Origin of the sequence: Xenorhabdus indica (genome assembly GCF_014467235.1) — a bacterium.
In the GTDB taxonomy this organism is placed as follows: Bacteria; Pseudomonadota; Gammaproteobacteria; order Enterobacterales; family Enterobacteriaceae; genus Xenorhabdus; species Xenorhabdus indica.
The window spans coordinates 87,352-107,080 of sequence record NZ_NKHP01000008.1 but is presented as its reverse complement, the minus strand read 5'-3'; the positions used below and the strand labels follow the sequence as shown (position 1 = coordinate 107,080).

At 41.1% G+C, this 19,729-nt stretch carries 14 protein-coding genes; 11 read left to right on the top strand and 3 right to left on the bottom strand.

What is annotated here, in order from left to right:
• Nucleotides 1-145: 145 nt before the first annotated feature.
• On the bottom strand, nucleotides 146-1,915 hold the full coding sequence (gene ycaO, locus Xind_RS08405) for a 30S ribosomal protein S12 methylthiotransferase accessory factor YcaO (protein WP_047678942.1): 1,770 nt from the start codon (nucleotides 1,913-1,915) through the stop codon (nucleotides 146-148).
• 149 nt (nucleotides 1,916-2,064) lie between these two features.
• Here ycaO and ansB point away from each other — a divergent pair, with 149 nt between their 5' ends.
• Nucleotides 2,065-3,108, top strand: coding sequence for an L-asparaginase 2 (ansB, locus tag Xind_RS08400; protein WP_187649849.1), 1,044 nt, complete (start codon nucleotides 2,065-2,067; stop codon nucleotides 3,106-3,108).
• Nucleotides 3,109-3,174: 66 nt separating this feature from the next.
• Here ansB and Xind_RS08395 read toward each other — a convergent pair whose 3' ends face one another.
• Complete coding sequence (locus tag Xind_RS08395; RefSeq protein WP_047678938.1) at nucleotides 3,175-6,219, bottom strand: amino acid adenylation domain-containing protein; 3,045 nt, start codon at nucleotides 6,217-6,219, stop codon at nucleotides 3,175-3,177.
• A 366-nt stretch (nucleotides 6,220-6,585) separates the two neighbouring features.
• On the opposite strand from Xind_RS08395, the gene serC reads away from it, so the two are divergent.
• From serC to kdsB, 10 genes are all read left to right on the top strand, one after another.
• Nucleotides 6,586-7,674 carry a 3-phosphoserine/phosphohydroxythreonine transaminase gene (serC, locus tag Xind_RS08390; protein WP_047678936.1) on the top strand — a complete coding sequence of 363 codons (1,089 nt, stop codon included), beginning with the start codon at nucleotides 6,586-6,588 and terminating at the stop codon, nucleotides 7,672-7,674.
• A gap of 99 nt (nucleotides 7,675-7,773) precedes the next feature.
• Nucleotides 7,774-9,057 carry a 3-phosphoshikimate 1-carboxyvinyltransferase gene (gene aroA, locus Xind_RS08385; protein ID WP_187649848.1) on the top strand — a complete coding sequence of 428 codons (1,284 nt, stop codon included), beginning with the start codon at nucleotides 7,774-7,776 and terminating at the stop codon, nucleotides 9,055-9,057.
• Nucleotides 9,058-9,279: 222 nt separating this feature from the next.
• Nucleotides 9,280-9,966 (top strand): (d)CMP kinase, encoded by a 687-nt coding sequence (cmk, locus tag Xind_RS08380; protein ID WP_047678932.1) that lies wholly within the window; start codon nucleotides 9,280-9,282, stop codon nucleotides 9,964-9,966.
• A gap of 194 nt (nucleotides 9,967-10,160) precedes the next feature.
• Nucleotides 10,161-11,834, top strand: a complete 1,674-nt coding sequence (rpsA, locus tag Xind_RS08375; protein ID WP_047678930.1) for a 30S ribosomal protein S1 — start codon at nucleotides 10,161-10,163, stop codon at nucleotides 11,832-11,834.
• Nucleotides 11,835-11,909: 75 nt separating this feature from the next.
• Complete coding sequence (gene ihfB / locus Xind_RS08370; RefSeq protein ID WP_038269281.1) at nucleotides 11,910-12,200, top strand: integration host factor subunit beta; 291 nt, start codon at nucleotides 11,910-11,912, stop codon at nucleotides 12,198-12,200.
• A 245-nt stretch (nucleotides 12,201-12,445) separates the two neighbouring features.
• Nucleotides 12,446-14,848 carry a ComEC family protein gene (locus tag Xind_RS08365; protein WP_187649847.1) on the top strand — a complete coding sequence of 801 codons (2,403 nt, stop codon included), beginning with the start codon at nucleotides 12,446-12,448 and terminating at the stop codon, nucleotides 14,846-14,848.
• Between the two features lie 35 nt (nucleotides 14,849-14,883).
• Nucleotides 14,884-16,632 carry a lipid A ABC transporter ATP-binding protein/permease MsbA gene (msbA, locus tag Xind_RS08360; protein WP_187649865.1) on the top strand — a complete coding sequence of 583 codons (1,749 nt, stop codon included), beginning with the start codon at nucleotides 14,884-14,886 and terminating at the stop codon, nucleotides 16,630-16,632.
• Nucleotides 16,629-17,609 carry a tetraacyldisaccharide 4'-kinase gene (lpxK, locus tag Xind_RS08355; RefSeq protein WP_187649846.1) on the top strand — a complete coding sequence of 327 codons (981 nt, stop codon included), beginning with the start codon at nucleotides 16,629-16,631 and terminating at the stop codon, nucleotides 17,607-17,609. Before msbA ends, lpxK begins: the two co-directional genes overlap by 4 nt.
• A gap of 79 nt (nucleotides 17,610-17,688) precedes the next feature.
• Nucleotides 17,689-17,868, top strand: coding sequence for a Trm112 family protein (locus Xind_RS08350; protein WP_187649845.1), 180 nt, complete (start codon nucleotides 17,689-17,691; stop codon nucleotides 17,866-17,868).
• A gap of 3 nt (nucleotides 17,869-17,871) precedes the next feature.
• Entirely contained in the window at nucleotides 17,872-18,621 is a 750-nt protein-coding gene (kdsB, locus tag Xind_RS08345; RefSeq protein WP_187649844.1) for a 3-deoxy-manno-octulosonate cytidylyltransferase, read from the top strand.
• 190 nt (nucleotides 18,622-18,811) lie between these two features.
• On the opposite strand, the gene elyC is transcribed toward kdsB, so the two are convergent.
• Nucleotides 18,812-19,603 carry an envelope biogenesis factor ElyC gene (elyC, locus tag Xind_RS08340; RefSeq protein WP_187649843.1) on the bottom strand — a complete coding sequence of 264 codons (792 nt, stop codon included), beginning with the start codon at nucleotides 19,601-19,603 and terminating at the stop codon, nucleotides 18,812-18,814.
• Between the last annotated feature and the right edge of the window lie 126 nt (nucleotides 19,604-19,729).

Genomic DNA, 19,729 nt, shown 5'->3' with positions numbered 1-19,729 from the left:
AATATTTTATATTGAAGGGATTTGAGAAAAATACAGAAAAAGTGAAATAACAGGTTAAATTGTCATTTATTTGTTATTTGAAAATAAATTTAATTTAACCTGAGTTTTAATTTTGCCCAAAAATAACTTTAATTTAACAGGTTGTTTATCCCTGCTTATTTATCCAAAAATCCCGTTTGGCTTTTTGTAATTTTTCATAAGCATTCAATAATGCTTGATGGGCTGGTAATGCTTTTAATTCTGAATCGACAGACCATAATCCGTAGAAACAGTTTTTCCCATCAATGGCTGAAGATGCAGCATCTACCGCTTTTTGACCGTACATTTTGACAAAAGCCTGATGATACTGGTCTGGATCACGATCTTCTTCTTGGGTAAGCAATAATAGGGTATGCAGGCAGCGATAATAATTTGTCCTTTCTGCTGTAAAGACAGAAGAATTGAAATCTTGTGTCCATTCAACCCATATCAGAGCTTGCTCCAGATCATTACCTGCCAGTGCCAACATGGATTTCAGCTCACCAATACGCAAGTTGCTCCAGCCGTTATCTTTTCCTGCTGCAATTCCTAATAATTCACGAACGCGGGTAAAATCATCCAGCCCTTCTTCATCTATTTGTTCAAGGAAGGCAAGGTATTCTTCCGGTTGCCACTGGCTATCCGGCAAGGACAGAATCGTGTCACGCAAGTGAATTCCCATCGTATTGTTGGCAATGTACAGATCTTCAACCGGGTAAATATCTGACATACCCGGCACCAGAATGCGGCAGGCATAAACACTAAGATGTTCATAATCAGCAATATAAACTTCTGCATCAAGCGAATTGAAAATGCCCATCAAAGTTGCGAATTCTTCTTCTGTTGTACCGCTGAAATCCCAGTCGGCAAATTCATAATCAGCATCTTGTTTGAACAAATCCCAACTAATTGCGCCGCTTGAATCAATAAAGTGAGTTTCCAGATTTGTGTGTTCAGAAACTTCTTCATCATCGAAACTTGGTGGTGTAAAGACATCAAGATCTTTCAGACTGCGACCTTGTAAAAGTTCTGTTACGGTACGTTCTAACGCAACACCGAAATCAGGGTGAGCACCAAAAGAGGCAAAACATGTGCCGTTATTGGGGTTGAACAGTACAACGCAGATCACCGGGAATTGACCGCCCAGAGAAGCATCATAGCAATAGAGTGGGAAACCTTCTTCCTGCAATTTATTGACTGATGCAACAACACCGGGGTAGCGATCCATCACAACTTGAGGAATTTCTGGCAAACTAATGCATTCTGCGATAATGCGGTTTTTCACATAGCGTTCGAATACTTCGGATAGCCCCTGAACACGAGCTTCGTTTACGGTATTACCTGCTGACATACCGTTTGAAACATACAGATTCCCAACGATATTCATTGGAATATAAACGGTTTTATTATCGGACTGACGAGTGAATGGCAATGCGCAGATCCCACGTTCTTCATTACCGGATTGCAAATCAATCAACTGACTGCCATAAAGTTCGTTAGCAGGATTGTAAAAACGGTGCAAATGTTCGTCCAGAATACCTTCTGGCAAAGAATCATCTTCCGGCAGAGGGAACCACTTTTCGTTTGGATAATGAACAAATCCGCTTTTGGCAATCGGACTTCCGAGATAAAAATCAGCGAAAAAATAATTTGTTGATAGACGCTCAAAGTATTCACCTAATGCAGAGGCTAATGCTGCTTTTTTACTGGCTCCTTTGCCGTTAGTAAAACACAATGGACAATCGCGATCGCGGATATGCACTGACCAGACATTCGGAACAGGATTTAGCCATGAGGCTTCTTCAATATTAAAGCCGAGAGAGTTCAGTTTATGCTGGAATTTATTAATTGAATCTTCCAGTGCGGCATCTTTGCCTGGGATATAGGTTTGCGTCATCGTTTATTCACTTCGATTTCTGTTAAGAATTGCATATCATACGGAGTTTTTTTTGTCTCCTCTATTTAATTCCAAAAATTATTGTTAATTAGAGTTTATTTATTTCTCTTATACATACTAAAATAGCTTTTTTTACAAGAGGTTGAATAATGAAAAAGATCAAAAAAACAGCAATGGCTAGTTTTCTGGCTTTAGTCAGTGGTTCTGCGTTTGCTTTGCCAAACATTACTGTGTTGGCGACGGGGGGGACAATCGCTGGGGGCGGTGAATCTGCAACTCAGTCCAGTTATACTGCGGGTAAAGTAGGTATAGATTCATTGCTGAATGCTGTTCCTGCTATCAAAAATATTGCTGATCTGAAAGGGGAGCAGGTTGTTAGCATTGGTTCACAGGACATGAACGATCAAGTTTGGCTGACTCTGGCGAAAAAAATCAATGCTGATTGTGATAAAACTGATGGTTTTGTAATCACTCACGGTACTGACACTATGGAAGAAACCGCTTACTTCCTTGATCTGACGACTCAGTGCCGTAAACCAATTGTAATGGTTGGTGCAATGCGTCCATCCACTGCTTTGGGTGCTGACGGTCCATTGAACCTCTATAATGCAGTAGCTGTAGCAGCAGATAAAAACTCCGCAAACCGTGGTGTCTTGTTAGCTATGAATGACTCGGTTATTCATGGTCGTGACATCAGTAAATTGAGCACCACTGAAGTTCAGGCATTTCAGGCAGTAAATGCGGGGTCACAGGGTTTTATTCATAACGGTAAAGTTAACTATTACTCTGTTGCACCAGTAAGATCTGATAAAGCTGTTTTTGATGTCAGCAAACTGAACCAATTGCCAAAAGTAGGTATCGTTTATAACTATTCGAATGCTTCTGATCTGCCAGCAAAAGCATTTGTGGAAAATGGTTATAAAGGAATTATCAGTGCAGGCGTAGGTAACGGTAATATCTATAAATCCATTTTGGACACACTGGCTCAAGCAGCTAAAGATGGCATTGTAGTTGTTCGCTCTAGCCGTATTCCTTTCGGTTACACTACTCAGAATGCTGAAGTTAATGACAGCAAATATGGTTTTGTAGCATCAGAACGTTTGAACCCGCAGAAAGCTCGTGTTCTTCTGCAACTGGCTCTGACTGAAACTTCTGATCCAGCAAAAATTCAGGAAATGTTTTCTAAATATTAATTCCTGATCCAGGCAGAAAGACGTTTGAAAACGTCTTTCTGTATTGTATAAAATATAAACTCTACACTATGATAAAAAACCTATTTTTTTCCAGTAAGTAAGATAACGCTTTAGAAGATCACTATCCATTGATGTATATGTAACGGATGTCTCTAGTGCTGATTCTGTATTTTTTGCATCATATGCTGGCATATTTTCGTACACCTCCCATCGTGTAAGCTCACCATAAACTTTTTCAGATAACATGGGCAGTAATGGTAGCAGGGGGTTATCTATCAGCTTTTGATCGGTTTCTAATTTTTTTAGCCATTCAGAATAATGCATGTCTTTGAGGTGATAACCACACTGATTAAGTATTTCAAAAAAGGGTTTTAAATCGACAGATTGCTTATTGTCAGGTGAAACTAAGTGATAAGCTTTTCCCAGGTTGCGATTATTGCGAGAAATATCAAGTAAGAGTTGGCTGACATAATTAATTGGAACGAACTCTTTTCGTTGATTAACGAGTAGTGGATAAGCGTTGATCATTATACAGCCTTTGACCAACCTGGATATAAAATCGTTAGGATTACTTGCTCCAGTCAAACTATCTCCCATGATAAAACCAGGGCGATATACCGCAAGAGGTATTCCTCTGTCTCTGGCCTGCCATATTATTTGCTCAACAACCCACTGACTTTGTGTATATCCTGAATCATATTTTAATCCAGGCAAGTAAGATGTTATGTCATCATCTTCATATATTCTGGGTACAGTAGAGAAAAGCCCGACAGGACCAAAAACAGCAATAGTGGACATATAGTGTAGAGGTTTTATTTTCTTACTGACAGCAAAGCGTAATACATTTAGTGTTCCCAAAATATTGCTAGAGTAATGTATAGAATAAGGCTGCGAATAATTTACATGCGCGGCTAAATGAAAAATAACATCACATTCTGTAGATAGATTTTCATAAATTTGTTGGCTCAGGGCAAATTGAGGTTTTGCAATATCACTGGCAATAACTTGCAATCGTGAGAGAAATTCTTCTTTCCATAGACCATATTGATTCAGGTTTTCCTTAACTTTCAGCAAGGCAGCCTCATTATTATGTGCACGTACCAGGCAAGTGACTTTATTAATTTCAGTTTGCAACAAAAGATCACGTAGGAGAAAAGCTCCCAGGAATCCCGTTGCACCGGTTAATAATACTCGCCCTGAGTTTGAATCCAGCCATGGTTGAAGTGGTTGAGATAACGGCTGGATATCGGAAGGAAGCTGGCTATCTTTAAGCATAACAGCACATATATCAGTGAGCTCGTTCTTGTTTTGTTGTAAACTTGTTGCTAGTTTTCTTGGCGTGGGTGAGTCATATAAGAGCTGAACAGGTAAACGTCTCTGCATCTTATTCCCGATATCAATAATAAGTCTGGCAGCTTGTAATGAATTACCTCCTGACTGAAAAAAATCGCTATCTAACGTAATATCGTAATTATCTAAGACTTGACTCCAAATATTTAAAACGATCAATTCCTCTTCGCTCATTTTAGTATTTAGTTGAGACAGAAATTGTTGTTTTTGATTCTTCGAATATTCTGCTAGCAAACGAGCTCTATCCATTTTACCATTTTGGGTAAGAGGAATATGTTCAACAACGACAAGCCGGGGATGCATATAGCCAGGTAAATGATGACTTGCCCATTGAGTGAGTGTTTGTTTGGAGAAAGCCTCCGGTTCTTTAGGAACGATAAAAGCAATTGAGTAGGGTTCTGTATTCTCTTTTTTTACGACGCATACAGCCGCTGATTGTAGTAGTTGACTTTTCAATAGTTGAGTTTCTACCTCTTCAGTTTCGATACGATGCCCGCGTATTTTTATCTGATTATCTATCCGCCCTGCATACATATAAACACCATCAGAACGTTGCCAGCCTAAATCACCAGTTCTATATATTCTTTTTAATTGGTTATTTTTCCCAACGTCAATCATCATGAAACGTTGAGCATTAATTTCTGGACGATTCCAATAACCACGGGCTAACCCCTCGCCTGCAAGATATATCTCACCTATTTGATTTGGCGCAACAGGTTGTTGTTGGTCATCCAAAATATAGATATCAGCATTAGCAATTGGCCTTCCTATTGGTACATTGTCTTCTGTTAATTCGTCTAATGTGGCTTCATAGGTTAGGGCCATGATGACACTTTCAGTGGGGCCATAGCAGTTTATGAAATGTTGGGGAGGGTTGAATTGTAAAACTTGGCGTAAAATATGTGAATTGAGTGTTTCACCACCTATGAGAAGGTAACGTAATTGACGAAATGCTTGAGGATATGTTTGAGCAGTTAAGTGGAATAACGTGGCCGTCATAATCAGACAGCTCACAGAGAACTTTTCTAATGTGGTTTTAAATAAATAAGGATCAATAATTATTTTTCTTGGAATAATAACTATTGAAGCTCCATTTAATAAAGTTACCCAGATTTCGAACAGATAAACATCAAATGTAGTATTACAAACAGAGGCTATTATATCAGTAGCAGTTAAATTGATATGAGTTGGATTAACAATGAAACGTAGAATACCGCGAGCTTCAATTTCAACTGCTTTGGGGGTTCCAGTCGTTCCGGAAGTGAATAAAATATGGGAGCGATGGTTTTTTCCTCTATGAATATTAGGAAGATCTTCAGTCTTTGAAACTTCCAGTATATCTTGATTAATAATAACGAAATCTGTTGGTAAGGTGCGATCTTGATATTGGTGAGTTGTTAATGTCAGATTTATTTGTAAGTCTTGTAACATAAAGCATAACCTGTTATCAGGCACGGCAGGATCGAGAGGAACACAACTTCCACCTACCATTAGAATGGCAACTTGACTAATGATTTGTTCAATTCCAGGTTCCAATAAAATAGCGACGGGAGTTTCATATTTCACACCCAGATTATATAAGTGAAATGCCAATGATCGTGCTTGATAGATTAATTCTTGGTAACTGATTATGCGTTCTTCTGTAATTATTGCATGGTGGTCAGGGTTTTCTGAGGTTTTTTGTATAAGAAGATTAATCATATCATAGTCAGTAGGAGATATTGATTTACTTTCGAAATTATAGGGGGTGGTATTTATCATTGTGTGAATCCTTGTTATTCCTTTCGCAAATGATTAAGGGTTTTTCTTTATTTATATAACAGGGGGTTGTTATTTTATTTGCTGTATCAATAGTTGATAAATAATTTACGCTGAATGGCTTTGAAATGTATTACACATAATTTGATATTCATGTTTTTATTAAATAATATGAATTCAAATAATGAAAGCTGAATTAATTATTAGTCGGAGATAATTAGTTTTTTATTGGGTGGATTAATATCTTACAAACAGCATGGCCTAACCGCAAGTTAAAAGAATCTGGTAATAACCATTGCAGAGGCAAAGCGGGAGTGATAAAACCAGTACGTCCGATTTTTATTGTATCCATAATGATAGGGTGGGTTAATGAGTCAGGTATATAATTTCAGTGCTGGCCCAGCTATGTTGCCAGCAGAAGTATTACGTCGTGCGGAACAAGAACTTTGCAACTGGCATGGACTGGGAACGTCGGTTATGGAGATCAGTCATCGCAGCAAAGAATTTGTCTCTGTTGCGGCTGAAGCAGAAAAAGATCTCCGGGATTTATTATCGATACCTGATAATTATAAGGTGTTATTTTGCCATGGTGGTGCCCGTGGTCAGTTTTCAGCATTGCCATTGAATTTACTTGGCAATAAAACGTCAGCAGATTATATCGTTGGCGGTTATTGGGCTGAAAGTGCGGCTAAAGACGCAGAAAAATATTGTACACCTAATGTTATTAATATTCTAACTGAAACAGATGGCATTAAAAGTGTGAAGCCAATGAGTGAATGGGCTTTAAATCGGGATGCTGCTTATGTTCATTATTGCCCTAATGAAACTATTGATGGCATTGCCATTTTTGAAGAGCCGGATTTTGGCGATGATAAGATTGTAGTTGCCGATTATTCTTCAACCATTCTTTCTGCACCAATTGATGTGAGCCGTTATGGTGTCATTTATGCAGGTGCCCAGAAAAATATCGGGCCGGCAGGGATTACGGCTGTGATTATCCGTGAAGATTTGTTGGGTAAAGCGCATCAGCACACCCCTTCCATTCTGGACTATACCGTACAGGCTAATTATGATTCTATGTATAACACGCCACCAACATTTGCATGGTATCTCTCTGGTATGGTATTCAAGTGGTTGAAAGAACAAGGTGGTTTGCAGGAGATCAAAAAACGGAATTATGCAAAAGCTGAAAGCCTGTATCAGGCTATTGATAACAGTAGCCTGTATATCAACCGTGTCGCACCGCAAAACCGCTCTATCATGAATGTGCCATTCCAGTTGGCAAATCCGGCTCTGGATGGAAAATTTCTGGAAGAAGCCTATTCACAAGGATTACACGCTTTGAAAGGACATAAAGTCGCCGGCGGAGCCAGAGCTTCAATCTATAACGCGATGCCGTATGAAGGTGTTCAGGCATTGGTCGAATTTATGGCAGATTTTGAGCGCCGCAACGCATAATAATTTTATTATCGGGTCGGGAGGAATAAAACCTCCCGATATGAATCTATCTCATCAATTAAAAATACATTATGTTACCAATCGGAGAGCCCGCTGTTTATGCAATCCCTGACGTTACAACCTATATCCTGCATTAATGGAACTATTAATTTACCCGGTTCCAAAAGTGTTTCCAACCGTGCATTATTACTTGCTGCTTTCGCTAAAGGGACAACTTATCTGACCAATTTATTAGATAGTGATGATATTTACCATATGCTTAATGCATTGACAGAATTGGGTATTTCCTATCGTTTATCAGATGATAGAACTGCCTGTGAAGTGGATGGCATTGGTGGAATTATAACTGGTAAAAATGGACTGGAACTATTCTTGGGGAACGCAGGAACAGCGATGCGCCCACTGGCTGCTGCATTATGTCTGGGACATAACGATGTTATTCTGACGGGTGAACCACGAATGAAAGAACGTCCCATCGGCCATTTAGTGGATGCCTTACGTCAAGGCGGGGCTCAAATAGATTATCTTGAACAAGAAAATTACCCTCCATTACGTATCAAAGGCGGTTTTCTTGGTGGAAAAGTTGTTGTAGATGGCAGTGTTTCCAGTCAATTTCTGACCGCTTTATTGATGGCAGCACCTTTGGCGTTGAATGACACCGAAATTCATATTCAAGGAGATCTGGTTTCTAAACCTTATATCGATATTACACTGGCATTGATGAACAGTTTTGGTGTGGCAGTGGAAAACGAACAATATCAAGTCTTTCGTGTTAAGGGACAACGGCAATACCAATCACCGGGGCATTATCTGGTTGAAGGTGATGCTTCATCTGCATCTTATTTTCTTGCCGCTGCTGCGATTAGAGGTGGCACAGTCCGCGTTACAGGTATTGGCAAAAACAGTTTGCAGGGTGATACGAAATTCGCAAATGTGTTGGAGAAAATGGGCGCGACCATACGTTGGGGGAATGATTTTGTAGAATGCGAACGTGGCGCATTGATTGGCATTGATATGGATATGAATGCGATTCCTGATGCTGCTATGACTATCGCGACAACTGCACTATTTGCCAAAGGTGAAACCACTATTCGTAATATTTATAACTGGCGGGTAAAAGAAACCGATCGTCTTAATGCTATGGCGACTGAGCTGCGTAAAGTTGGTGCTGAAGTAGAAGAAGGACATGATTACATACGCATTGTTCCACCGGAAAAACTGAAGTTTGCTGAAATTGAAACCTATAACGATCATCGCGTTGCGATGTGTTTTTCATTGGTTGCTTTTTCGGATACCCCAGTGACTATCCTTGATCCTGGTTGTACAGCGAAAACATTCCCCGATTATTTCAAACAACTTGAATCCATCAGCTATACCCAATAATTTCGAGCCGTATCATGGCGGCTGAAATAAAGAGTATATATTCATGGCGAAATTTGTTGATTAATTATGATGTATTTATTCCACTCACCTTCCGAGTAGGTATAATAAGGCATATTTTACTGATTGCTAATTGAGCAATTTTTTGCATTCGTAGTTAATCCGTTTGTTATGTCGGAAAGCAATGCTGAAAGCGCTATGCAAAGCCAAAAAGGAGGAAAATGAATGACAGCAATAGCCCCGGTAATCACCGTTGACGGGCCAAGTGGTGCAGGCAAGGGAACATTATGTCAGGCACTGGCTGAAGCATTGGATTGGCAATTACTTGATTCAGGGGCCATTTATCGTGTATTGGCACTAGCAGCCATCCACCATCAAGTGAATATCCAGTCTGAAGACTCACTGGTTCCTCTGGCTGCAAATCTGGATGTTCGTTTTGTTCCTGCAAATGGTAAGCTCAGAGTGATTCTTGAAGGTGAAGATGTCAGTAATGAAATCCGCACAGAAACTGTGGGTAATACCGCTTCTCAGGCGGCAACTTTCCCGCGTGTCCGTGAAGCATTGCTACGCCGTCAACGGGCTTTTCGTGTTGCTCCGGGCTTGATTGCTGATGGTCGTGATATGGGAACTGTCGTCTTCCCTGATGCACCAGTAAAGATTTTTCTTGATGCCAGTGCGGAAGAACGTGCTCGCAGGCGTATGTTGCAGTTGCAGGAAAAAGGTTTTAGTGTTAACTTTGAAAGCCTTTTGTCCGAGATACAAGAGCGGGATTTCCGCGACCGCAATCGGGCAGTTGCACCACTAGTGCCTGCACAGGATGCATTGATCTTAAATTCGACTAATATGTCTATTGAAGAAGTGATCGGTAAGGCACTGAGTTATGCGAGAAATACGTTAACATTACCTGTTTAGATTGCCTCTTTTGGCATATTATACTATTGCAACTGCACATCAAGACGATGTATATAGAATTCTGGTATGTGGGTAGTAAAATATACTGGCATGCCAAAACACCTTGTAACAAGGAATGTTGCGGGGTATGTAAAACAACCCCATTCGGCTGGATGCTAGATGGACGTTAATTTAAAACCTTGAAGATCATTAAAATGACAGAATCTTTTGCTCAACTCTTTGAAGAATCCCTACAGGCTATCGAAACTCGTCCAGGTGCAATCGTACGTGGCGTTGTTGTTGCTATCGATAAAGACGTTGTATTGGTTGACGCAGGTCTGAAATCAGAATCTGCTATTCCTGTAGAGCAATTCAAAAACGCTCAGGGCGAGCTGGAAATCCAAGTTGGCGATGAAATTGACGTAGCTCTGGATGCGGTAGAAGATGGTTTCGGTGAAACTATCCTGTCCCGTGAAAAAGCGAAACGTCACGAAGCATGGCTGATGCTGGAAAAAGCATACGAAGAAGCTGAAACGGTTACCGGTATTATCAACGGTAAAGTAAAAGGCGGCTTCACTGTAGAACTGAACGGTATCCGTGCGTTCCTGCCAGGTTCACTGGTTGATGTTCGCCCAGTTCGTGATACTGCTCACCTTGAAGGCAAAGAGCTTGAGTTCAAAGTCATCAAGCTGGATCAAAAACGCAACAACGTAGTTGTTTCCCGTCGTGCTGTTATTGAATCTGAAAACAGCGCAGAGCGTGATCAGTTGCTGGAAAACTTGCAAGAAGGCATGGAAGTTAAAGGTATCGTTAAGAACCTGACTGACTACGGTGCATTCGTTGATCTGGGCGGTGTTGATGGCCTGCTGCACATTACTGATATGGCTTGGAAACGTGTTAAACACCCAAGCGAAATCGTCAATGTGGGCGATGAAATCACAGTTAAGGTACTGAAGTTCGATCGTGAGCGTACTCGCGTATCTCTGGGTCTGAAACAATTGGGTGAAGATCCATGGGTAGCAATCGCTAAACGTTATCCAGAAAGTACTAAACTGACTGGTCGCGTAACTAACCTGACTGACTACGGCTGCTTCGTTGAAATCGAAGAAGGCGTTGAAGGTCTGGTACACGTTTCAGAAATGGATTGGACTAACAAAAACATCCACCCATCTAAAGTTGTTAACGTTGGTGATGTTGTGGAAGTTATGGTTCTGGATATCGATGAAGAACGTCGTCGTATCTCCCTGGGTCTGAAACAGTGTAAAGCTAACCCTTGGCAGCAATTTGCTGAAACTCACAACAAAAACGACCGTGTTGAAGGTAAAATTAAGTCAATCACTGATTTTGGTATCTTCATCGGTTTAGACGGCGGTATCGACGGTCTGGTTCACCTGTCTGACATCTCCTGGAACGTTGCAGGTGAAGAAGCAGTTCGTGAATACAAAAAAGGCGACGAAATTGCTGCTGTAGTTCTGCAAGTAGATGCAGAGCGTGAGCGTATCTCTCTGGGTATCAAGCAACTGGCAGAAGATCCATTCAATAACTACCTGTCTGTAAACAAGAAAGGTACTATTGTTAATGGTAAAGTAACTGCGGTTGACGCAAAAGGTGCTACAGTTGAATTAGCTAACGGCGTTGAAGGTTACCTGCGTGCATCAGAAGCTTCTCGTGACCGCGTTGAAGATGCAACTCAAGTTCTGAACGTTGGCGATGAAATCGAAGCCAAATATGTTGGTGTTGACCGCAAAAACCGTGTAATCAATCTGTCTGTTCGTGCAAAAGACGAAGCTGATGAAAAAGATGCTATCGCTTCTGTGAACAAGCAAGAAGATGTGAACTTTGCTAACAACGCAATGGCTGAAGCTTTCAAAGCAGCTAAAGGCGAATAATCTAAGTCAATAACGGCGGGTAATATTTTTCGGATACGATAATATTACCCGAATACGGTAGTTTAGGGAGGTACCATGACCAAGTCTGAATTAATTGAAAGACTTGCTGAGCAACAATCTCATATGCCGGCTAAAGCCGTTGAAGATGCAGTGAAAGAAATGCTTGATCATATGGCAGAAACACTGGCCTCCGGTGAACGTATTGAAGTTCGCGGGTTCGGCAGCTTTTCTCTTCACTACCGAGCTCCGCGTGTGGGTCGTAATCCAAAAACGGGTGATAAAGTCGAACTGGACGGTAAATACGTTCCTCACTTTAAACCCGGTAAAGAATTACGTGACCGCGTGAATATCTATAGCAACAGCTAAGATAGAAGTTATTACTTAATTGCTACGGCACCTTCGGGTGCCGTTCTTTTTTTATCATTTTTATCATTTTTTGATTAAATTTATTTATTATTGCGATGAATTTCACATTTTGCTGTTAACTATCTCTTCTTCTAAAATTAATTTGCGAAACACTTTCAGAATAAATTTCAACTGACTGGCGGTAGTACACATTATCAAATAGTCTTCTCTGCATGAATGGAATTTTAATACAGAGGAATAAATGGATGCAGCAGACTATTTTGTTTCTCTCTACTGTTTTTTTATCTATTTTACGAAAATTATTCTTGAAAATATTTCGAAAGCGACTTTGTCGGGACTCTTTTTGGCAAAAATCTTTACCGATTATCAAATTAAACCAAGCTGCTGCGATTATTATCCTGGGAACAGTTCCACTTTTATTATTTGGTGAATTGCCTCAATGGACAGAACTCCTCGCTTTAGCGGGGGTGGCAATGGTTTTATGGTTTATTCCCTATAAAATAAGTCGTCTTATTTCACTGATATTATGGGTATTGATTTGGGGGAGCTGGCATGGTCACAAGATTTTGGCTCAAATAATATATTTCAGTGAAACAACTCGCTCAGTAACCGTTATAATTGATAGTGCATCGTTGAATGAAGCAGGTAGAGAAGAAAAAACACGTTATAGAGTCAGATTGATTGAGAGTGATGGGAAATATATTTTCCCCGGACTTTATGCGTCGGTATTATGGAATTCTTCAATACCATTATGTGCAGGCCAGAAATGGCAGGTTACAGTGAAACTCAGGCCTGTTCATGCCCAATTGAATCAAGGGAGTTATGATAGCCAACGATATGCCTTGTCAATCCGTCAGCCTCTTAATGGCAAAATCATCAAGGCAAATTTATTGAATGGTAATTGTAATTTCAGACAAAAACTAATCAATGAACTGGCACCTGAAATACAATCTCTGAAACAGGCTGGTATTGCTTTGGCATTATTGTTTGGTGAAAGAGCATGGTTAGATAAACAAGCCCGGTTGTTGTTACAACAAACAGGAATTGCGCATTTAATGGCGATTTCAGGGCTACATATTACAATAGCCAGTTTATTTGGTTGGGGTTTTGCCAGAGGGGTCCAGCTTTGTTTCCCTGCAAAATGGATTGGGTTCCGTTTCCCGCTCCTCATGGGATGGTTGACTGCAATGTTGTATGGTTGGCTTTCTGGATGGGGGATCCCGGCAATTCGGGCAATGCTAGGGTTGACACTTTGGATATATTTACGATGCAGAAGTTATTTTTGTTTTTCATGGCAGTGGGCTTTATGGAGCGCTGCACTGATTTTACTTTTTGATCCACTAGCTATTCTTTCTGATAGCTTTTGGCTTTCGTTTTTTGCAGTAATGGCGTTGCTGTTTTGGTTTCACTGGATGCCGTTGCCTGAAAAAATTCGTTATGGTTGGCGATGGAGTTGGCTACGTGGATTGCATATGCAATCGGGAATGATGTTAATGTTATTACCGTTGCAGCTTTTGCTATTTCAAGGAATTAATATTGCTTCATTGATTGCAAATTTATGGGCTGTCCCGATAATCTCTTTTCTGACAGTCCCATTGATCATGTTGGCATTGCTGAGCGCCATATTACCTTTGCACCAACTTATTCAACCATTTTTATGGCAATTAGTTGATTACACTATCTCATTCGCGTTAATACCTCTGCCTGTTCTTACCCATTCATGGATTGAGACAGGGCATATTCCTTTCTTCATTACTTTTGCCTGTTGGTTTTTCGTTATTGCTTGGCGACTTGGTTGGTGGAAATCCTATGCAGGGTTGTTATGTGCTTCTGTTGGAGTTGCTCTCTGTTATTTTAAACGTGGTGATGAATTCCAATGGCGTTTTTCAATGCTGGATGTTGGGCATGGTTTGTCTGTTATCATTGATAAAGGAGGAAAGGCGGTTCTATTCGATACAGGAAACCGTTGGGAAACAGGAAGTATGGCAGAAAAAGTCATCCAGCCTTATTTGCGTTGGCATCGGTTAACTCCTGAACAGATTATTTTGAGTCATGATCATCTGGATCACACGGGAGGAGTGGAATATCTGCGTGAAAAATATCCCAATATTCAAATTAGAAGTTCTTCTATTGGCCATACTCACTTACCCTGTATTCGTGGTGAAAAATGGGTATGGCAGGAATTAACTTTTCAGGTTATCTGGCCTTTGGAAAAAGCAGAAAATGTGGGTAATAATCAGTCTTGTGTTATCCGTATCGATGATGGTAAACATAGCTTATTGTTAACGGGGGACTTGGAAAAACAAGGAGAATATCGTTTACTGGGCCTTGAAAGGGAAAACCTTAATGCAACATTCTTACAAGTTCCTCATCATGGGAGTAATACTTCATCTACCGCTGCGTTTATACACAGAGTCAAGCCAGAATATGCTTTGGTTTCAGTTGCACGTTATAGTCCCTGGAAGCTCCCTTCAATGAAAGTCAGACAGCGTTATAAAGATGCCAAAATTCAATGGCATAGTACCGATTTTTCAGGGCAGATCACCGGTTATATTTATTACGATCACATTAAACTTGAGGGATATAGACAGCAGTTAATATCACGGTGGTATCATCAGTGGTTTGGTATTCGCGGTGATCATGAGTAGAATAAGCCGCTATTTCTTTTGGTTTTGGTAACTCAATAATGAATGATAAAGACCTTTCTACCTGGCAGACCTTTCGCCGCCTGTGGCCGATCATCACACCATTTAAGGTTGGGCTGTTAGTTGCGGCAGTTGCGCTAGTTATAAATGCTGCCGGCGATACATTGATGCTTTCCTTGTTAAAGCCTTTGCTGGATGAGGGGTTTGGCAAGGCAGACATGAGTGTATTGAAGTGGATGCCATTGGTGGTCATTGGATTGATGCTTTTGCGTGGCATATCTGGGTTTATATCAAGTTATTGTATATCTTGGGTATCCGGCAAAGTCGTCATGCAGATGCGCCGTCGTTTGTTCAATCATATGATGGGCATGCCAGTCTCCTTTTTTGACCAACAATCTACGGGAACATTACTTTCTCGTATTACCTATGATTCAGAACAGGTTGCTTCTTCTTCTTCCGGTGCTTTAGTTACAGTTGTCAGGGAAGGAGCATCAATTATCGGGCTGTTTGTCCTGATGTTCTATTACAGTTGGGAACTGTCCTTAATTCTGATTGTTATTGCTCCGATTGTTGCGGGTGTTATCCGCCTTGTGTCTGTACGTTTTCGCCGTATTAGTAAAAACATGCAAAATAGTATGGGAATGGTGACAACGAGTGCGGAGCAAATGCTGAAAGGGCACAAAGAAGTCTTGATCTTCGGTGGACAGAAAGTTGAAACAGAACGTTTTAATAAAGTCAGTAACCATATGCGCCAGCAAGGAATGAAAATGGTTTCCGCTGATTCCATCTCAGACCCGATCATCCAGATTATCGCTTCATTTGCATTGGCATTTATCTTGTATGCTGCCAGCTTCCCTGAAATTATGGGCGCACTGACAGCGGGTAAGATTACAGTGGTATTCTCATCTATGATAGCTCTAATGCGTCCACTGAAATCTCTGACCAATGTTAATGCACAATTTCAACGTGGTATGGCTGCTTGTCAGACTTTGTTTGCGATTCTGGATATGGAGCAGGAAAAAGATGAAGGTAAGTTGGAAATTAAAAAAGCGAAAGGCGATATCGAATTCCGTGATGTTACTTTCTGCTATCCAACCAAAGATCACCCCGCTCTGAAAAATATTTCCATGACAATCCCGGCAGGCAAAACCATTGCTTTGGTTGGGCGTTCTGGCTCAGGAAAATCAACGATTGCCAATCTTCTTACCCGTTTTTATGACGTTAGCGAAGGGGGTATTTTGCTTGATGGTCATGATTTGCGTGAGTACACATTGTCTTCTTTACGTAACCAGATAGCGTTGGTATCGCAAAATGTTCACTTGTTCAATGATACCGTGGCTAACAACATTGCTTATGCCAGTGAAGGTCAGTTCAATCGTGCAGAAATTGAACGTGCGGCAGAGATGGCATACGCAATGGATTTTATCAAAAAATTAGATAATGGCCTTGATACCATGATTGGTGAAAATGGTGTCTTGCTTTCTGGTGGACAACGTCAACGTATTGCCATTGCCCGTGCTTTGCTGCGTGATTCTCCGATTTTGATTCTGGACGAAGCCACTTCGGCACTGGATACGGAATCTGAGCGTGCCATTCAGGCAGCATTGGATGAATTGCAGAAAAACAGAACATCACTGGTAATTGCTCACCGTCTTTCTACTATTGAAAATGCTGATGAAATTATTGTCATTGAAGATGGTAACATTACCGAAAGAGGCAGCCATACAACTCTGTTGGAGAAAGAAAGTGCATATGCGCAATTACACCGGATGCAATTTGGTCAATGATTGAGCACATTTGGTCTGGCCGTTCAAGGCTCTATATCCTATTATTGCCACTATCAGCCCTTTATGGGCTGATAAGCGGTTTGCGCAAGTTAGGCTATAAATCGGGTTTGCTTCGTTCCTGGAAAGCTCCTGTTCCTGTTGTTGTGGTAGGTAACTTAACCGCTGGAGGCAATGGTAAAACACCTGTGGTTATCTGGTTAGTTGAGCAATTGCAACAGAAAGGTTATCGGGTTGGTGTTGTCTCCCGTGGTTATGGTGGAAAATCTGGACATTACCCGTTGCTGGTAACGGATGAAGTGACTACTGCACAAGCGGGAGATGAGCCGGTTTTAATTCAGCGTCGTACCAGTGCGCCGGTGGTAGTTGCTCCAAAACGCGTTGATGCTGTCAAAGAATTATTGGCGCATTTTTCCGTTGATATTGTTATCACCGACGATGGTCTCCAGCATTATGCTTTGCAGCGTGATTATGAAATCGTTGTTATTGATGGAGTTCGCCGTTTTGGTAACGGTTGTTGGCTGCCGGCAGGGCCGATGAGGGAACTTTCAGGCCGCTTAAATACCGTCAATACCATTATGGTTAATGGAGGAATGCCAGAAACAGGTGAACTGCCCATGACATTAAAAGGTGAAGTTGCCGTCAATCTGCGGACAGGAGAACCCCGAAAAGTCAGTGATATTCCCAATGGTGTGGCGATGGCAGGAATTGGTCATCCACCGCGTTTTTTTGCTACATTGCAGCAACTGGGTGTAAATCTGCAAGCAACTCATGCGTTTGCTGACCATCAATTCTATGAAAAAGCACAACTATTGGCTTTAGCTAATAATGAACAGAATTTGTTGATGACAGAAAAAGATGCTGTTAAATGTTCTCAGTTTGCACAGACTAATTGGTGGTATTTACCGGTTTCTGCCTATTTGCCGGAAGAACAAGGGCAAAAAATGCTAGGTGATATTTGTGCCTTGATCCCTGAATAAAACAACAGAGTTAACGGTGAGGCATCGCTTGTGGTATTCTGAGCCGCATTAAACTTCAAGCCCGTCATTTGGGGGATGTATGGATCACCGTTTACTCGAAATCATTGCTTGCCCAGTATGTCACGGTAAGCTCAGTTACGATAAAGAAAATTTTGAACTGATTTGCAAAATTGACCGCCTCGCTTTTCCTTTCCGTGATGGTATTCCCGTGCTGTTAGAACATGAAACACGTGTTCTGCCAACAGAGGAAAAAAGATAATTCATGTTTACTGTCATTATTCCAGCACGTTTTGCTTCATCTCGTTTACCCGGAAAACCATTGGCAGATATACATGGAAAGCCGATGATTGTGCGGGTTATGGAGCGGGTTATCCGTTCTGGTGCCCATCGCGTAATTGTAGCCACAGATAATCAGGCCGTTTTTGATGCAGTTGCCGCTGAAGGTGGCGAAGTCTGCATGACAAGTGAAAATCATCATTCAGGTACAGAACGTTTGGCGGAAGTTATCGACAAATACCAATTTGCCGATAATGAAATTATCGTGAATGTTCAGGGTGATGAACCACTTATTCCCGAACAAATCATCAAACAGGTTGCTGATAATCTGGCAAGAAATGATGCTGGCATGGCAACACTTGCTGTACAAATCCAGGATGCAGAAGAAGCATTCAATCCCAATGTGGTAAAAGTCGTCATGGATGCGCAAGGTTATGCGCTCTATTTTTCACGTGCCACGATCCCGTGGGAACGTGATCGTTTTATGCACTCCAAAGAGACTATCGGAGATAATTTCCTGCGCCATATCGGGATCTATGCTTACAGAGCCGGATTTATTCGTCGCTATGTACAATGGATGCCAAGTCCATTGGAAAATATCGAAATGCTCGAACAGCTACGGGTACTTTGGTACGGAGAAAAAATTCACGTGGCGAAAGCACTGCAAGCACCGGGTGCTGGTGTGGATACACCGGAAGATCTGGATGCAGCCAGAAAAGCTTTTGCAGCACTTTGAGTATAAGAAATTTTGAATGCGCTGGTTTTTGAATAGTAGATCTTTTGAAAACCAGCGGAATTCAGAGCATAAGAAACGTAATTAGGCGATTTGAACCGCCTAATTGGATTGGGTGTTATTAAACAGAATGAGCAGGTTTGTATTTGTATATAGTGATACTGCTAGCGGTTTTCTACCGCGAGTTTGCTAATTATTCGTTCTCTTTATCCGTACTGGAAGGTTTGATTGCTTGCCAAATTTTCCCCAGTGTTTCATACCAGGCACGCTCCGTATGGGAAAAAGAATAGGAAGATGGAATGTATTTTTCCCATCCATATAATGGAGTTGTGACTGCCAGTTGATTTGCCGGGCCGGGAATAGGGTGCATACCACGTTGTTCGAAAAATTTCAGAGAACGTTTCATATGATTTGCGGAAGTGACAAGAATAAGAGGCTGTTGCATAACGATCTTTTCAACCTCGATCGCTTCTTCCTCTGTATCCAGCGGTTTTTTTAATGCTATTGTGTCTTCTACAGGAACTCCCAAAGATTGTGCTACCATAGCAGCGATTTCTGCACTGCTAATTGAATTAACACCCTTACCCCCGGTAAAAATCATTTTTGCACCAGAATTAAGACGATATAACCGAATACCTTCGGTCACTCTGGGCAAGCTATTACTAATAAGATTGGCACTGGGTGCCCATTCCGGGTTATAAGTGAAATCGCCACCAAGAACGACAATGTATTTTATCGGCGGTGTATGTTTGGTATCAGGCTCGTAGCGTTGGATATATTTCCCTTCAACAGGAAGTAACAACTTGTCAGCAACGGGTTGTAAGCTTAATAAAAGTAGCGCAAGCCAGCTCAGTGACAGAATAACTTTCCCCGTTTTTTGCCAGTGGGTAAACCACAACAAAAGCAAAGCAGCCAGAGAGATAAGAATGATTAAAGGTAGCGGCATTAATAGCGCACCAACGTATTTTTTAAGCAGGAATAACATCAATTGGCCTATGGTTTGATTGAATTATCACCGCACAGGGGTAGATTCAGGGCTAAAAGTAGTGAATTTACTGATTACTGTGCCAAAATAACAATAGTAAAAAAATAGCAATAGACAGCATAAATA

What these genes read in the sequence shown, in the direction of transcription:
- Xind_RS08365 (WP_187649847.1), top strand. Translation starts at nt 12,446, where the DNA reads ATGCAGCAGACTATTTTGTTTCTCTCTACTGTTTTTTTATCTATTTTA.
- rpsA (WP_047678930.1), top strand. Translation starts at nt 10,161, where the DNA reads ATGACAGAATCTTTTGCTCAACTCTTTGAAGAATCCCTACAGGCTATC.
- cmk (WP_047678932.1), top strand. Translation starts at nt 9,280, where the DNA reads ATGACAGCAATAGCCCCGGTAATCACCGTTGACGGGCCAAGTGGTGCA.
- ihfB (WP_038269281.1), top strand. Translation starts at nt 11,910, where the DNA reads ATGACCAAGTCTGAATTAATTGAAAGACTTGCTGAGCAACAATCTCAT.
- kdsB (WP_187649844.1), top strand. Translation starts at nt 17,872, where the DNA reads ATGTTTACTGTCATTATTCCAGCACGTTTTGCTTCATCTCGTTTACCC.
- Xind_RS08395 (WP_047678938.1), bottom strand. Translation starts at nt 6,219, where the DNA reads ATGATAAATACCACCCCCTATAATTTCGAAAGTAAATCAATATCTCCT.
- elyC (WP_187649843.1), bottom strand. Translation starts at nt 19,603, where the DNA reads ATGTTATTCCTGCTTAAAAAATACGTTGGTGCGCTATTAATGCCGCTA.
- aroA (WP_187649848.1), top strand. Translation starts at nt 7,774, where the DNA reads ATGCAATCCCTGACGTTACAACCTATATCCTGCATTAATGGAACTATT.
- serC (WP_047678936.1), top strand. Translation starts at nt 6,586, where the DNA reads ATGAGTCAGGTATATAATTTCAGTGCTGGCCCAGCTATGTTGCCAGCA.
- ycaO (WP_047678942.1), bottom strand. Translation starts at nt 1,915, where the DNA reads ATGACGCAAACCTATATCCCAGGCAAAGATGCCGCACTGGAAGATTCA.
- ansB (WP_187649849.1), top strand. Translation starts at nt 2,065, where the DNA reads ATGAAAAAGATCAAAAAAACAGCAATGGCTAGTTTTCTGGCTTTAGTC.
- Xind_RS08350 (WP_187649845.1), top strand. Translation starts at nt 17,689, where the DNA reads ATGGATCACCGTTTACTCGAAATCATTGCTTGCCCAGTATGTCACGGT.
- lpxK (WP_187649846.1), top strand. Translation starts at nt 16,629, where the DNA reads ATGATTGAGCACATTTGGTCTGGCCGTTCAAGGCTCTATATCCTATTA.